The organism is Methylocapsa sp. D3K7 (assembly GCF_029855125.1).
Taxonomy (GTDB): Bacteria; Pseudomonadota; Alphaproteobacteria; order Rhizobiales; family Beijerinckiaceae; genus Methylocapsa.
Window position 1 is genome coordinate 2,399,648 of the sequence record NZ_CP123229.1, and the last position, 14,797, is coordinate 2,414,444.

The 14,797-nt window shown below is 55.2% G+C and carries 16 protein-coding genes and 1 pseudogene; 9 read left to right on the top strand and 8 right to left on the bottom strand.

Going from position 1 to position 14,797, the window contains the following annotated elements; all coding sequences use genetic code 11:
* Positions 1–196: 196 nt before the first annotated feature.
* Both QEV83_RS11180 and QEV83_RS11185 read left to right on the top strand, forming a co-directional pair.
* Positions 197–505: a hypothetical protein gene (locus QEV83_RS11180; protein WP_280127819.1), complete on the top strand. Its 309-nt coding sequence runs from the start codon at positions 197–199 to the stop codon at positions 503–505.
* A gap of 1,017 nt (positions 506–1,522) precedes the next feature.
* The gene (locus QEV83_RS11185; RefSeq protein ID WP_280127820.1) at positions 1,523–1,729 is read left to right on the top strand and encodes a hypothetical protein; all 207 of its coding nucleotides are present in this window, start codon (positions 1,523–1,525) and stop codon (positions 1,727–1,729) included.
* Here the strand turns inward: QEV83_RS11185 and QEV83_RS19470 are convergent.
* Together QEV83_RS19470 and QEV83_RS11195 are read right to left on the bottom strand one after the other, a co-directional pair.
* On the bottom strand, positions 1,714–2,058 hold the full coding sequence (locus tag QEV83_RS19470; protein WP_348273218.1) for a DDE-type integrase/transposase/recombinase: 345 nt from the start codon (positions 2,056–2,058) through the stop codon (positions 1,714–1,716). The genes QEV83_RS11185 and QEV83_RS19470 overlap by 16 nt on opposite strands.
* Positions 2,031–3,100, bottom strand: a protein-coding gene (locus QEV83_RS11195) for an IS630 family transposase (RefSeq protein ID WP_280127821.1) whose coding sequence is annotated in 2 segments (ribosomal slippage) — positions 2,031–2,614 and positions 2,614–3,100 — 1,071 coding nt in all. Because the reading frame shifts where the segments join, the coding sequence is not laid out codon by codon here. Before QEV83_RS11195 ends, QEV83_RS19470 begins: the two co-directional genes overlap by 28 nt.
* Before the next feature lie 201 nt (positions 3,101–3,301).
* On the opposite strand from QEV83_RS11195, the pseudogene QEV83_RS11200 reads away from it, so the two are divergent.
* From QEV83_RS11200 to smbP, 4 genes and pseudogenes are all read left to right on the top strand, one after another.
* Positions 3,302–3,739 (top strand): annotated as a pseudogene (locus tag QEV83_RS11200) (VOC family protein).
* Between the two features lie 105 nt (positions 3,740–3,844).
* Complete coding sequence (locus QEV83_RS11205; protein ID WP_280127822.1) at positions 3,845–3,997, top strand: hypothetical protein; 153 nt, start codon at positions 3,845–3,847, stop codon at positions 3,995–3,997.
* A gap of 190 nt (positions 3,998–4,187) precedes the next feature.
* Complete coding sequence (locus tag QEV83_RS11210) at positions 4,188–4,406, top strand: hypothetical protein (RefSeq protein WP_280127823.1); 219 nt, start codon at positions 4,188–4,190, stop codon at positions 4,404–4,406.
* Positions 4,407–4,436: 30 nt separating this feature from the next.
* A complete protein-coding gene (gene smbP, locus QEV83_RS11215; protein ID WP_280127824.1) occupies positions 4,437–4,595 on the top strand; it encodes a small metal-binding protein SmbP in 159 nt (52 codons plus the stop codon).
* Between the two features lie 587 nt (positions 4,596–5,182).
* Here smbP and QEV83_RS11220 read toward each other — a convergent pair.
* From QEV83_RS11220 to QEV83_RS11235, 4 genes are all read right to left on the bottom strand, one after another.
* On the bottom strand, positions 5,183–5,734 hold the full coding sequence (locus QEV83_RS11220; RefSeq protein ID WP_280127825.1) for a PAS domain-containing protein: 552 nt from the start codon (positions 5,732–5,734) through the stop codon (positions 5,183–5,185).
* A gap of 48 nt (positions 5,735–5,782) precedes the next feature.
* On the bottom strand, positions 5,783–6,076 hold the full coding sequence (locus QEV83_RS11225; RefSeq protein WP_280127826.1) for a GlsB/YeaQ/YmgE family stress response membrane protein: 294 nt from the start codon (positions 6,074–6,076) through the stop codon (positions 5,783–5,785).
* 147 nt (positions 6,077–6,223) lie between these two features.
* Positions 6,224–7,293 (bottom strand): IS630 family transposase gene (locus QEV83_RS11230; protein WP_280127821.1). Its coding sequence is split into 2 segments (ribosomal slippage): positions 6,224–6,807 and positions 6,807–7,293, totalling 1,071 coding nucleotides; the frame shifts between segments, so codons are not numbered across the junction.
* Positions 7,294–7,355: 62 nt separating this feature from the next.
* Complete coding sequence (locus tag QEV83_RS11235; protein WP_280127827.1) at positions 7,356–8,048, bottom strand: Crp/Fnr family transcriptional regulator; 693 nt, start codon at positions 8,046–8,048, stop codon at positions 7,356–7,358.
* 769 nt (positions 8,049–8,817) lie between these two features.
* Here QEV83_RS11235 and QEV83_RS11240 point away from each other — a divergent pair.
* The 3 genes from QEV83_RS11240 to QEV83_RS11250 all read left to right on the top strand — a co-directional run bounded on the left by QEV83_RS11240 (position 8,818) and on the right by QEV83_RS11250 (position 12,598).
* Positions 8,818–9,183 carry a response regulator gene (locus QEV83_RS11240; protein ID WP_280127828.1) on the top strand — a complete coding sequence of 122 codons (366 nt, stop codon included), beginning with the start codon at positions 8,818–8,820 and terminating at the stop codon, positions 9,181–9,183.
* Between the two features lie 35 nt (positions 9,184–9,218).
* The gene (locus QEV83_RS11245; protein ID WP_280127829.1) at positions 9,219–10,646 is read left to right on the top strand and encodes a PAS domain-containing protein; all 1,428 of its coding nucleotides are present in this window, start codon (positions 9,219–9,221) and stop codon (positions 10,644–10,646) included.
* Positions 10,647–11,275: 629 nt separating this feature from the next.
* Positions 11,276–12,598 carry a lytic transglycosylase F gene (locus QEV83_RS11250; RefSeq protein WP_280127830.1) on the top strand — a complete coding sequence of 441 codons (1,323 nt, stop codon included), beginning with the start codon at positions 11,276–11,278 and terminating at the stop codon, positions 12,596–12,598.
* 58 nt (positions 12,599–12,656) lie between these two features.
* On the opposite strand, the gene QEV83_RS11255 is transcribed toward QEV83_RS11250, so the two are convergent.
* The gene (locus tag QEV83_RS11255; protein WP_280127831.1) at positions 12,657–12,815 is read right to left on the bottom strand and encodes a DUF3309 family protein; all 159 of its coding nucleotides are present in this window, start codon (positions 12,813–12,815) and stop codon (positions 12,657–12,659) included.
* A gap of 207 nt (positions 12,816–13,022) precedes the next feature.
* Positions 13,023–13,235, bottom strand: a complete 213-nt coding sequence (locus tag QEV83_RS11260) for a hypothetical protein (protein ID WP_280127832.1) — start codon at positions 13,233–13,235, stop codon at positions 13,023–13,025.
* Positions 13,236–14,797: the final 1,562 nt, after the last annotated feature.

Sequence of the window (14,797 nt, forward strand, 5' to 3'; positions counted from 1 at the left end):
CCTCGAAATCCTTTCGGGCCGATTTGATCCATGCAATCGGCCGTGTCTTGCGCGTCATCCCTTATATGTTGTCATATCTGACTACATCAAGTCAATAATATTCCGGCAGCTGAGGCTGATCTGAATTTGGAAAATTATGAATATTGCAGTATAATTAACTGTAGAAACAATAGGCATCAGGACCGCCGAAAGCAGCGTGATCGATAAAGACAGGCATGAAAAAGAAGGCCGAAAGTTCGCTTCTGACCGGTTGCCGGATGGCCCGACCGCCAAGCGGAGCCCTCAATATCTCGACTTTGAAGAGGCCCGCCAGCTTCTTGCCGGGATGAATGTTCATCTCACGCGCCGCCAGATTAAACGCTCATCTGACAAGGACGCTACAGGAAAACGCAAGCTGCCCTGGTTTATCGATCCTATCGAGGGGCGCCTTAAAATCGAAAGAAACGCCCTGCTGAGCGCTTATTTCAATAGACAGGTTGAAGCGGAGCGCAATTGTTATAAATGAATTCCGAAGATATTGCAGTTTATCAAACGTATTTGCTATTAGTATAGTATGTCAGACATAAGAAAAAGAACCGGCGCAAAGGGCACTACATATCAGGTGCGTTACCCAGACAGTAGTCGCAAGTCTGGCTACACCTACGTCAGCTTCGATACGCTAAAAGAAGCGCGCGCGTTCTTAGAAGGCGGCCTGGTACGAAAGAAGAGGGGACATACGCGATCTGAGACGAAGGGCCACCCCGCAAAGAAGCCGCGGACCGAGTGTTGCTGCCAGCCCGTTGCCTTCAATGGCGGCGATCGTTGTCCCCTTTGGCTGCCTGAGGAGGGTGAGAACGGCTTCCTGCTTGGTTCCGCCGCGGGTCAATTCCGAGGGTAAATTAAGCGCCAATCGCCCTAGCGTTTGTAGTTAAACCTTACCAGGGGCGGGCTGCACGCCTCTGGATTCAGGAGTCCATCCTCCCTGTGCAACGCGCAAGGGATTGGTAATTACGGCCCTTTGATCAGGTACAACAGCCGAGCCGCCCCGGATGCTCGCGACCGTCATCACTACATTGATACGGTGCCACTCACGGAACTTACTGGGTCTGAGATGCTTACAATCGGGTAAGCCGAGAAATTCGTGCGCCGGGCCAATGTTGGCGAGCAGCCGGTATCTCGGCGACCTCCACGCTGTTTATGGCAATAGGGATTTCCAAATGAGTTTCAAGCCGACAGTTGATCAGCTTTGCACGATCTCGGACATGACTGTGGGGTGCATGACTCAAGATTTTATCGCTAGCCGCATCGGAGTATCTGATGAGTTCAGTGCCTGGCGACTCAATATGATAACGGTATCCGTGTCTGAGGACACTCCGCCTCCACCGCCGCGTGCACGGCAGGCACCAATGACCGCGGAACGCCTGTTCGAGGCTCACGAGCCGGAAAAAGCTTAACTTGAGATGTCCGCCACGCGGGACATTCAAGCAAGACGCCGAGATCGGGGAGCTGGCCCGCGAGCGCTGACGCACGAAAGGAAATTCACATGGCAATGGCAAAACAGACTTTCGGCACCCCATCTCCTCGACCAATGACCACCATGGACGACGAAGGCAAAGCCGTAGCGCTCCGGCAAGCGTGCTGGGTGTACGACGCCAGGCGCCGGGATATTGAGACGAAATTTGAGACGGAGCTCTCGACGCTGAGAGAACAATATCTCTCGGAAGTGCTGAACATTCACAGCGCGGAGTGATTCACGAAAGAGGCGGACAGTCCACGATATGGACGTTCGTGATTTTCCACTCGACATTCTTCCTTATCTTGGACCAGGATCTCGAAAACCTCGCCTTCGCTGTCGACAGCCTGCCACATGTACATTTGGCTTCCAGCGATCGAGACCACCATTTCATAGAGATGCCAACGAGTGTAAGTTTTAGGCCGGATCTTCCGTAAATTCCTGGCAACGATTGGTCCAAATTTGAGTGCCCACCGACGGATCGACTCATGTGGCGGGCATAGGAGATGGGCTGCATGACCCAACGTAATACCAAAGGTCATAGCGACTGACCGACGTGAGCCCATTCTCGCATCCCGATGGATGTGATTGTTTCAGGCTGGGCTATGAGCTTTCGCCAGGCGGCGCAGGCTGCGTCGATGATGGCATCGTAATTTTCGAAGACGGTGTTTGAGAGCCAGTTCTGACGCAGATACTGCCAGATGTTCTCGACCGGGTTCAGTTCCGGCGCGCGCGAAGGCAGGAAGATCGGCGTGATGTTTTCGGGCACGTTGAGCTGGCTGGTGGTGTGCCATCCGGCCCTGTCGAGCAGCAGGACGGCATGCGCACCCTTGGCGACGTTGTGCGAGATTTCGTCGAGATGGAGCTGCATCATGCCGGTGTCCGCATAAGGCAACGCGAGGGCCGCCCCAACGCCGCGGGCGGGGCAGATCGCGCCAAACAGATAGGCGTTGTCGTAGCGCTGGTCGGCGGGCTGCCTTGGCCTCGTTCCACGCCTGGCCCACTGGCGGACGAGGCCATTCTTCTGGCCGATCCGGGCTTCGTCCTGGAACCAGACTTCGACCGGCGTCGTCTCTGGCAGTTTGTCGAGATGAGCCTTCAGCGCGCGCGGGAAGTTTTTTTGAACGCCTCGACGATCTGTTCGTCCTGGGCTGGATGGCGCGGCCTTGCGCTGATGTGCGAGAAGCCGAGCTTCTTCAAAAGCTTTCCAACGTAGCGCTCGTGGAAGTCGACGCCGAACCTCTCGGCGATGATGCGCCTGAGGTCCACCCGGCGCCAACGCACGACGCCATCCTTCTCACGATCCGGCCCGGCCTCGACGATTGTCGCGAACTCGGCCAACTGCGCGGCTGACAGGCGCGGCGCGGGGCCCTCTGTCCAGTTGTCGATGAGGCCCTCTGGCCCGGTGGCGTTGAAGCGATGGACCCAGTCGCGCAGCGTCTGCCGATCCATCCCGCCGATCTTGGCCGCCGCCCTCCGATCCATCCCGTCCCGCACTGCCGCCAGCGATAACAGCCGGCGACTCTGGTTGACGTTCTTTGAGCGCCGGGCCAACACCCGAAGCTCCTTGGCCAAATAGTCCTCTCGCAATTTCACCGCTGATGGCATGGCGCGAATCCTCCGCGCCAAGGGAATCAGAAAACCGCCGCCAAGGGAATCCACTCAATGAGTCATCCCGCGGGGCCATTAGTATAACACATGCGCTGCCCCGTTGCTCGTTAACGTGTCAATGGCTCTCGACGAATTGCTGGCCAGCAAGGCTTCCGCCTGAGCGCGGGGCATCTCAACCAACCAAAAAAAACATCCCCCATGATTTCGATCACGCCGTTCCTCTGGTTCGACAACAATGTCCCCGAGGCTGTCGCTTTCTATAAATTGGTGTTTCCCAATGCCGAGGTCGAAACCGTCAATGACTTCATGGCGAGTTTCAAGCTCGACGGGCAGGAGTTCAACGCCCTCAATGGCGGCCCAAAATACAAGTTCAACGTGGCGATCTCCTCCTTCATCAGCGTCGAGAGCCAAGAAGAGGTGGACTATTTCTGGAACAGACTGATCGCCGGCGGCGGCTAGGAATCGAAATGCAAATGGCTCAAGGACAAATTCGGCCTATCCTGGCAGGTTGTGCCCACGGCCCTCGGCCGTTACCTGAGCGATCCTGATTGCAAAAAGGCAGATCGCGCCATGCAGGGCGTGATGAAGATGCAAAAGACCATCATAGCCGACCTCGACAAGGCATATGCCGGATGATCCCCAAAAAATCTTCACGGGGGATGCCGACCGGTTTCTCCGGAATTCGGGTGGATAGCAACAATCTCCAAGCCTATCTACGCTGGAGCCGAAACCGTTAGAGTTATGATTTACAAGGATGATCGCTTCACCATTCTCTACAAAAATCCAAAAGCCGATCTCAGCGTCGCTGGCGTGCCCGAATGGGTTAGTCCGAAGGGCTTTATGATCGACCTCTGGCTCGACAATGCAAAAAGGATGTCGGTGCAGCGGGACTAAGACGGCCCTATAGATGTTCCTGTGTCAAAGCCGCCGATGGCAGCCTTGCATTTGATGTCGCGGCGACGCGGATATAGTATCGGTTCGGTCCGAGGGAGTGGCGTCGTGATCAGAATTATTGGCGTGATCTTCCCACGATTTGCGCAGCTCTATTGCTGCTTGTCTTGATTGCCATGCGGAGGATGACTTGATGCGTGTGCTTATCGCCCTGCTCGTGATTGCTTATCTTGTCGGTGTTGGTGTTGAGCTAGCGCCCACGATCAAAGCAAACTGGAGCACCGGCCCCGCATCGCAATTTGTCGAGAGGGTTGCGACGGAACTGCCGAGAGCGTTGTCTTGGCCGGCGACGGCATATCGCACCATTGCAGAGAAGCACAGTGCTCCCGAGAAACCCAGTGCGCCAGAGTAACGTGAACGAAGTCAGACATTCGACCTGACGATGGAGGGCTTCAGCAGTGCATGGTGCAACGCTAATCCTTATCAAACAGAAGCGATCAAACATTTGAACGAAGCGATTGATGAAGGCAAGCAAGGCCACGCCGACGTTGCAACGACCCATGCGGAAGCCGCGTTGAACCATTTGAGACAAGCGATGTAAATTAAAGCGGCGCTCAAGAACGGTCCGGCTTGGCGAGAGTACGATCTGATCGCGCTAACTATCATGGGTCTCATTTGCAGAGAATGGCTGAAATCGGATTGACCACGGTGAAACGCGGCGGAGCGGGCGTCCCCCGGAAGCCCATTCTTGACCCCATGACGCTCCCGACGGCCCGGAAAGTTGGCCATCTACGATTAGAACCAGCGTCCACGGCCGTACCAGCCGCCGCCGCCGAGCAGCAAAATGAGAACTATAATAATGAGAAGTGTGTTGGTATCCATGTACGTCTTCCTTCGCTACGAGTGTTCGGAATGCTGCGCATTTCGCAGCCTGGAACCCGGATTGACAACGTTTAGGCAATCGTCCGGTTCCGAGCTTGCCTACAGGAAGCGCGCGCCAAGCTGCTCGTCTACCCGCATGCGCCACCTTGAATAGAACTTTTTTAATCGGTGAAATCAGCTACAATTCGCGGGCCCAAAGAGTACCACTGAACCGAACTCGGGGCCGTTGTCCGGGAGAGGTCAGTCGGAACGGACGCATCTCGAAGTACGGCAATAAAATGACCCGCAAACACCTCTACGAGGCGGCTACGACGGTGTTGACGAGAACCGTCGCGTTCTCTCACGGTGCTGCATCTCCTGTAGCAATAATTCCTTGTGTTGCAAGAGCTCATGCAACTCGCGCTCCTTGGCACGCTGCTCGGTAATGTCTTCGATGGCCAGAAGAATCGTTGCGTCGTAATCTTCTTGGTAGAAAACGCTGCGCGCATTGAGCAGCATCGTGCGCCGCCCGATGCCGGAAAACTCCTGCTCGACTTCGTGAGCTTCCATCACGGCGTGCCGTGGCGCAATTCTCTCCAACAGCAACCGAAGCCCGGGGATATTCCACTGGCCCTCACCCAGCGAATATAGAGGACGTCCTTGAACATCATGACGATTCATCCTGAACATCAGATAGAAGGAGCGATTTGCGGTGACGACGCGCAAGTCCTTGTCGAGGACGAGGAGGGGCTCGCGAATGGTATCCACGATCGCCTGGGCGAGCGTGCCCCTATGATCGATGTTCGTGAAATGCTGCCCCTTGGGCAACGCCAATATTTCTGCTGCAAAGGGGTGCCCTAACCAGTTTGGCGCTTCCATCTTTACCCTCCGATAGCCCCTCACGCACGCGACGCAGCAAGCGGCCGTCTACCAACGTCTTCCCCAATTCCCCCGCCATCCGCCTCCGCCACGAACGAGCCGAATGATCAACAATAGGACAACCGCTCCGAGAGTGGCATTGATGATCGCCGCAACAATGCCCAAGCCAAGATGGATGCCAAGTTGAGGCAGCAGCCAACTCCCAATGAAAGCGCCTATGATTCCAATGAGGAGATCGCCAAGGAGCCCAAACCCGGTGCCTTGCACGATTTGGCCAGCCAGCCATCCAGCGATGAGGCCGACCATCAATATGATCAGGAGACTTTCATTCGACATATGCATTTTCGTACCCTGCATAGGGAGGAGGGGAACGACCCTTCTTCGCCCATGAAGCTACCCCCATACCAAGGTAAAGACTGTGCAATATTGCTCACATCAACAAGACGGTGACCGCGGCGTTCGTAATGCGCACGCATTTAATACCAAAGGTCATAGCGACTGACCGACGTGAGCCCATTCTCGCATCCCGATGGATGTGATTGTTTCAGGCTGGGCTATGAGCTTTCGCCAGGCGGCGCAGGCTGCGTCGATGATGGCATCGTAATTTTCGAAGACGGTGTTTGAGAGCCAGTTCTGACGCAGATACTGCCAGATGTTCTCGACCGGGTTCAGTTCCGGCGCGCGCGAAGGCAGGAAGATCGGCGTGATGTTTTCGGGCACGTTGAGCTGGCTGGTGGTGTGCCATCCGGCCCTGTCGAGCAGCAGGACGGCATGCGCACCCTTGGCGACGTTGTGCGAGATTTCGTCGAGATGGAGCTGCATCATGCCGGTGTCCGCATAAGGCAACGCGAGGGCCGCCCCAACGCCGCGGGCGGGGCAGATCGCGCCAAACAGATAGGCGTTGTCGTAGCGCTGGTCGGCGGGCTGCCTTGGCCTCGTTCCACGCCTGGCCCACTGGCGGACGAGGCCATTCTTCTGGCCGATCCGGGCTTCGTCCTGGAACCAGACTTCGACCGGCGTCGTCTCTGGCAGTTTGTCGAGATGAGCCTTCAGCGCGCGCGGGAAGTTTTTTTGAACGCCTCGACGATCTGTTCGTCCTGGGCTGGATGGCGCGGCCTTGCGCTGATGTGCGAGAAGCCGAGCTTCTTCAAAAGCTTTCCAACGTAGCGCTCGTGGAAGTCGACGCCGAACCTCTCGGCGATGATGCGCCTGAGGTCCACCCGGCGCCAACGCACGACGCCATCCTTCTCACGATCCGGCCCGGCCTCGACGATTGTCGCGAACTCGGCCAACTGCGCGGCTGACAGGCGCGGCGCGGGGCCCTCTGTCCAGTTGTCGATGAGGCCCTCTGGCCCGGTGGCGTTGAAGCGATGGACCCAGTCGCGCAGCGTCTGCCGATCCATCCCGCCGATCTTGGCCGCCGCCCTCCGATCCATCCCGTCCCGCACTGCCGCCAGCGATAACAGCCGGCGACTCTGGTTGACGTTCTTTGAGCGCCGGGCCAACACCCGAAGCTCCTTGGCCAAATAGTCCTCTCGCAATTTCACCGCTGATGGCATGGCGCGAATCCTCCGCGCCAAGGGAATCAGAAAACCGCCGCCAAGGGAATCCACTCAATGAGTCATCCCGCGGGGCCATTAGTATAAGTCTCGATGTGGGGCTCCTCGTGCAGAACGAGATTCAACAGTGAACTGTGGACTTCGATGCTGCCGTTGTAGTGAATGAAGCCCAGCTTTCGAAATTTGTTCATGAAAAAACTCACGCGGGATCGGGTCGTGCCGATCATCTCTGCAAGCGTCTCCTGGCTGATTTTCGCGATAATCGGCTCCGGCTTTCCTTCCTTGCCAAAGTTCGCGAGCAGCAGAAGCAGCCGGGCAAGCCGTTTCTCACTCGAATTGAACAGCTGATCGACGAGATCCGCCTCGACGCGGAGGGTCCGGCCAAGAAGGTGGGCAATGAACATCTCGGAGAACGCGGGTTCCCGATGGATCACGCGTATGATGGCGGCTTTTTCCAGCCGCACGATGACGGACTCCGTCATCGTCGTGACCGTCGATATGCGCCGAGCCTGGCTGGTAAGACATCCTTCGCCGAAGAAGTCGTTCGTTCCAAGAATCGCGACGACGGCTTCTTTTCCTTGCTCCGAAACGACGGTGATCTTCACCTTGCCTTTCTGGATGTAGAAAACCGAATCCCCAGGGTCTCCCTGTGAAAAGACGATCTGGTCGCTGCGGTACGTACCAACGCTCCGTCCCTCGCCGACCTTGGCGAGAAATGATTTCGGATTGAATGACGGCCGGCGTTTCAGCGCCACGGCATGACCTTCGGTACCACGAATCTCAAAGGAGCGAAGCTTCAATTACCATAAAATTTGTCGAGTCTAAACGGCATGAGCAATATTGATCAGACCGCCGCTCAGTCGTCTGCTACTTGAGTTTTGAGACCGAAAGAAAAGCTGAGCTATGCAGCGCGTTGACGAAGTCGCTTCCGCCTGATTCTGTCTGAAGAACGGAGATTCTCGACGGGCTGCTAAGCTGGAGTCCGATGGCAAGGCCGACCGGGCTGCCGGAAAGATCCAAAATGCTGTCGGCGGCATCAAAGACACGCTCAAGGGGAAGTAACCGCTGCGACGAAGTTCTCGTTGCCCAAAACCCCATGCTTCGCACTGTTGCCAACGTGTGCCGAAAACAGCGCGAACAACTTGCTAAGAACAGAGATTGACGACGAGTCATCGACTACCTGCGAATCCACTTTACTTTTCTTCCCCGACCTACTTATCAACAAGCTCCTTTATAGGAGACATGGTGAACGTCCATGCTAATGACATGGCCTATTGTCTGCTGAAGGCGGCTCGGAGTTTGAGATTCTGATTCATATGCATTTCCTCCGATCGAGAGGACGCTCATTAACGTCGCCGGATGTTATGGTGCAATATGCAATCATTATTCGTGACCAGTACGAGGTCATCGCCGTCTCCCAGCGCTATGCGGATGCGCGGCCATGAGAGCGGATAACCGCGGCGTGTATTGGTCGCCTATGAATCAAGCGTTTGAGGAACAGTTGTCACGAGAGAGAGAGTTCTGATGGCCGTGATACTGATCGTCGAAGATGATGTGTTTACCCGTGAAATAGCGGAGCTCATGATTCAAGACTGGGGGCACCACACACTTTCGGCCAGCGACGTAGATGAGGCGCTGACACTCCTGCGTTCCCCTCAAACCATTGACGCACTTTTTACCGATATTTATCTCAAGACAGCGGTCCTTGGCGGGTGTGAACTTGCAAACCAGGCAATCAAGCTTAGGCCGAAATTGCGTGTGCTTTACACGACAGGAAATTGTATTACCGACAAAATGAAAGCTTTGTTTGCGGAAGGCACCCACTTCCTTCCTAAGCCGTACACTCAGCACCAGCTCCAAGACTCTGTCGAAGACCTGCTCGCAGCTTAATTTTGAAGTGGCGTAATCTATAAGGAACGACGGTTATGTCCGATATTGCCTTAGGAGAAAAAGCCGTGTCCGATATTGCTGCTAGCGATATTGTTGAGACCATACCCAGTGCACTCATCATTCTCGATAGAAACTTAAACATTACATCTGCTAATCGCGCGTTTTACCAGACGTTCCGCACGAGCAGCAGTGAGACCGAGGGATGTCATATTTATGAGCTTGGAAACCGGCAGTGGGACATCCCCGCACTTCGTACCCTGCTTGAGAGCGTGATCCCACATCGTGCATCGGTTGAAGGATTCGAGGTTGAGCATGATTTTCCGACCATTGGTCGCCGCACAATGCTGGTCAACGCCCGGAAGATTTTTCGTCCCGGCAACCATGAGGGTTCTATTCTGCTCGCTATCGAGGATGTCAGCGAGGAGCGCGCGGCCCGGGCGGAGAGCAAACGTAACTGGCAACTTACCCAAAGTATCGTTGATACGATTCGCGATCCCCTGGTTGTCCTCGAACAAGACATGACGATTGTGACGGCGAGCAAGGCGTTTTTCACGATATTCGGGATCACGGAGGAGGAGGCGCGGGGGCTGCGTTTTTCTGAATTAGGTCAGCATCAATGGGACGTACCTGCTCTGCGACATTTGATGGAGAAGGTGCTCCCGGAAAACAAGCCGATCGAAAGCTTCGAAATCGAGGATAATTTTCCGGGTCTCGGTCGCCGTGTCTTCAACTTGAATGCGAGGAAAATTTTTCAAGCGGGGAACCACGTTACTAGGATGCTTCTCGTGTTCGAGGACATCACCGACCGCAAACAGCGAGAGCGCGACGCCCTAAGTTTGACGAACGAAATCTCTCATCGGATCAAGAATAACTTGCAGGTCATCGTTGGCTTAATCGCCTACGAAGCAAGATCGACGGCATTGCCGTGTGTTCAAGGATATAGTGCCATGCAGGCACGCATCGGAGCAATTGCCCAGCTTTACGACCTGATATCTCAATCCAGCCGCGGCGAGACCATCGCAATGGACGCATATCTCAGGGAAATCGCCAAGACCATGTCAGCGAGCCTACTTGGGCACACGTCGGGCATCAAAATAGAGGTCAAGGCCGAAGCATTGGATATCGACCCTGATCGTGCTGTGCCCTTCGGCCTTCTGGTCAATGAGTTGGCGACGAACGCCATTAAGCATGCTTTTCCTGGTGGGACAGGACGGGTCGTGCTGAGCGTGGGACAGGTCGACGATCAAATTGAGCTGACCGTCGCCGACGACGGTGTAGGTATGAAGGATAAGGATTTGGCGAAGATTCCTGAGAAACGTGGTTCCGACTACGTGGCTATCTTTGTGCGTCAGCTTGGCGGCACAATCGCTCCGTCGGAATTGGAAGAAACTGGAACGATCGTTAGAATACGATTTCCCTTCCTTCTGGTCCCACCGGGAGGTAGCGAGCGCATAGCTGCATAGGGGCCTTGTGGCATTGACACGGCAACGACCGAGCCAAGAAGCCAGGCCCGCTGAGGTCTCGATTTAGGACCACAGCTGTCGCATCGCTCCGGGAATATGTGCTGTGGTCCAAATTGTCGGTGCGCAATTTAGTGCGCAGGGTTGGTGCGAAGAACCTGTCGCGCCCCTAATTCCATTAGTAGGGTGGCGAACTGGCTCTTTTGGTAGGTATTGTTACATTGCCCAAGGGATAGACGATTTCCAAGCCGATTTGGCTCGCGACGAGTGCCGTAAGGCATTGAAATATAGACATGCGAGATGAGACCTACATCCCATGCAGATCAATGGTCGCGATGCTTTTCTGTATTTTTGCGTCTTGCGATGCCGTGACAATCCCCACCTCCACGATGCGCTGACACGTTGATGATCGAGTCTATTCTGCTCACCGCCCGCACCTTCGAAGAGCGGCGATTGCTGGCGACTGCGAGCAGCTTTTTCGCCAGAGCGCGGCCGATGCGTACCCGGATTGCCACTCTTCTGAGTCTTGTTGCTTTAGCGATTGGATCGGTTTCGCCCTCGCTGGCGCAGAGTTTGACTGGCCAACGGTTCGTACTTCCGAGAACTCGCGATTGGACGGCGATTTTTCCGCGATGCTGAAGCGAAGAACGCTTCGCATTCTCGTCCCTTACAGCAAGACGCTCTTTTTCGTCGATCGCGGCCATCAGATGGGCGTTGTCGCGGAGTTCGCCCGTGCACTCGAGGACAGGATCAATGTGCGGTACAAATTCCAGACGCCCCGCTTCCATGTCACCTTCCTTCCCTCCTCCCGCGATCGCTTGTTACAAGCTTTGAACGAGGGCAAAGGCGATGCCGTCGCAGCCAATTTGACAATCACTTCCGAGCGTCTTGCCGTCATCGACTTCGTCGATCCATGGCTGAAAAACGTCAAGGAGATTGTCGTCACCGGTCCCACATCGCCTAAGCTTGGCCCGATCGAAGACCTCAGCGGACGCGAGATTCGCGTGCGCCGTTCCAGCAGCTATGCGAGCCATCTCGCTAGGCTCAGCGACACGTTCGTGACCAAGGGCCTGAAGCCGATTCCCATCATGCCGATCGATGAGAATCTCGAGGACGAAGACCTGATCGAGATGGTGAACGCCGGTCTGCTTCCTTATGCCGTCGTCGACGATCACAAGGCCACGATATGGTCCCGAATCTTTCCCAACGCAGTCCCACGGGACGATCTCGTCCTCAGCGAAGGTGGGGACATCGCCTGGGCGATTCGCAAGAACAGCCCGGAGCTGAAGTCCGAGCTCAACGCGTTCATCAACGACCATCGCGACACGACCAGCTTCGGCGCCACGATCCGACGGCGCTATTTTGTGGACAAGCGGATTGTGAAGAATGCCCTCGACGAGAACGAGGCGAGAAAGTTTGTCGCCGTTATCGACCTCTTCCGTCGTTACGGTGCACAGTACAACTTCGATTATCTGATGATCGCCGCTCAGGCCTACCAGGAATCTCAGCTCGACCAGTCGCGGCATGGTGCGGCAGGAGGGGTTGGCCTCATGCAGATCAAGCCCTCGACCGCGGCTGCTAAACCGATCGGGATCACCGGGGTCGACCGTGACCCAGACCGAAATATTCACGCCGGATGCGCCTATCTCCGGTATCTTGCCGATACTTACGTTTCGGATCCCGCGATCGATCCAGTAAACCGGACGTTGATGAGCTTCGCGGCCTACAATGCCGGCCCTCGCAATCTGCAAAAGTTCCGCGCTGTCGCGCAGCAGGCGGGACTCGATCCGAACATCTGGTTCAACAATGTCGAGCTGGGCGCAGCCAAAGTCGCGGGGCTCACGACTGTCCAATACGTCAGCAACATCTACAAATATTACATATCCTACCAGCTCGCCGACGAGCGTCTCGAAGCGGATAGGAAAGCTCGTGAGGACATGGGCGCCGAGAAATGATGACGCGGAGCCACGCAAGTCCGATGGGGTGACTCCGAATTTTACTCTTGCGCAGAATTCAGCGCAGCACGCCGAGGAGCCAAAGGATCAGCAAGATGACGAGAACAGTCCCGAGCACGCCGCCGAGGCCCGTCCCGCCATAGTTGCCATAGGCGTAATACCCGCCTCCGCCGCCGAACAACAACAATAATATAACGATGATAAGGAGCGTGCTCATTTTTTTTCTCCGGCTGGATTGCCTTGTGGCAGTTTGCGCCTATTCGCACTTTCGACGATATTGGCATTGCCAAGCTCTCGGTACTGGGGCTCCCAGGTGCCCGTGGGTGGTAAGTAAACCATTCCCCATAAATTGCTTCTGTGAAAGCTTCCACCATATCGTCGAGTTCTTTTTGCACAACTCGTTCTCATTGATCGACATCAGCTTCTAATCGGCATCGGTTTTGCGCGGCGGCATAGATCTGATATCCAAACTGAGCGCATCGATGCACGCATCGAAAGCGGCGCCCATTGCCTGCCGAAGATCAGCTCGCGCGAAATTAGCACTCCAAATACCAGTCTCGCCAACAGGAAGAGCTTTTAAAAACGCATCCGCCATTTTGTCGATTATCTTCTCCTGAGGCAGATGACGATCAATCATCAGCCAGCATCCTCGTTGTTGAGCACATTGCAAAGATTTTCCGTTGTCCGGACCGGTCCATAGTTCTCACTATTTCCTTGTTCTTAATAGCGTTCAATGGGATCATGCCGCAGATATTATCAGGACTCGTGGCCATCCGCTATCCGCTAGCGGGTTGCGACGCGCGAGGGCATCGTGAAAAGCCTTCTCTGCTAAATCGCTCCGCTAAGCCTCACACCGGCCAGGGGTGCCCATCGATCCTTCCGGACGAGCACTTTCGTTTTTTCCCCGGGAGTTGATAGCGCCGCTCACGCTCGCTACTGGGTCGCAGATCGCAAGCACTAAAAGATGAGAAACGCTGACTTTACGATCACGTCTGAAAATTGCTTACCACCGCACCCCGTTTCTTACTTCGGTGAACTCTCCCCACGCTCCTTTTCCGGGAACTCAGCCCCAGCTCCGCAATCTGTACATCGAACCGAGTCAAATCCTGCTTCTCAGCCTGATCGAGGTGTTGCTCTACCGACTTTTCTATTATGGCGTGGCCAGAGCCCACAGAATCAAAAGTGAGTTATCTCACTCAACGTTCTTGGATCGGCTCTAAGGAGGAAATTCTCGCGGTTTGGAACGGAGAGATATTCAAGGGTAGGAGAGCATGATCAGATTTCTTAAAGCTATTGCACTTGCTGGGGCACTGTCTCTGACCTCAGCTCACGCGGATTCTGCCCTGAGTTTATTAACCGATTTGGCCGGTCATTGGTCTGGTGGTGGCACAGTCACGATGGCCAATGGCTTGAAGGAGCGTCTCCGCTGTCGGGCAACTTATGCGGTGAAATTCCTCGCACTTTCGGTACAACAATCATTGCATTGCGCCAGTAGTAGTTCCACCGTTAATCTCACGAATAACCTGGAAGGCTCTTTGGATGGGTCTCTAGCAGGGTCATGGCAAGAGTCTACCCATAACAAAGCGGGCTCATTGTCGGGTCAGGTAAAGGGTTCTCGTATTAGCATGACGGCGATAGGCCCAGGTGTGTCGGCTCGCATGGCTATCCAAACGCAAGGGCGGACACAGTCAGTATCTATCCGATTCCAAGGTGTTTCCAATCTCACGGCCGTGACGTTGGCTTTGCATAAAGGTTGAGTGATGAAGATCAAGTCGGACGAATTGAGTTTCTCAATTTAATCAGGCTCGGCTCGATCGTCTGAGGAATTGCTGAAGACGTTGGCGAAGAAGTAGCAGGTTCGGGCGAACGTGAAACAATCGCGGATCAATCGGTGGCAACGCTGGTCTGTTTCCTCCTAATATTAGTAGGACAGCTAAAAATACTTCTTCTCGATGGAAATGCTGCTTTTGCCGACGTCGAACTCGATGCCGGTGGTCTTCTGCCGCTCTTGGTAGAACTGATAGCTCAAGACCACGATGGCATCGGCGAGCTCGCCGATAATAAGTTAGAGAACAGTGCGATTCATCTTCCGGCAGCCCTTTTTTCTTTTTGCCCTAGATGCCAGGATCTTGCATTGCGAGCAGATCTTTCATCGACCCGGATGGGTGGCGCATCACCCGCGATCTGCCGGAACGCGGG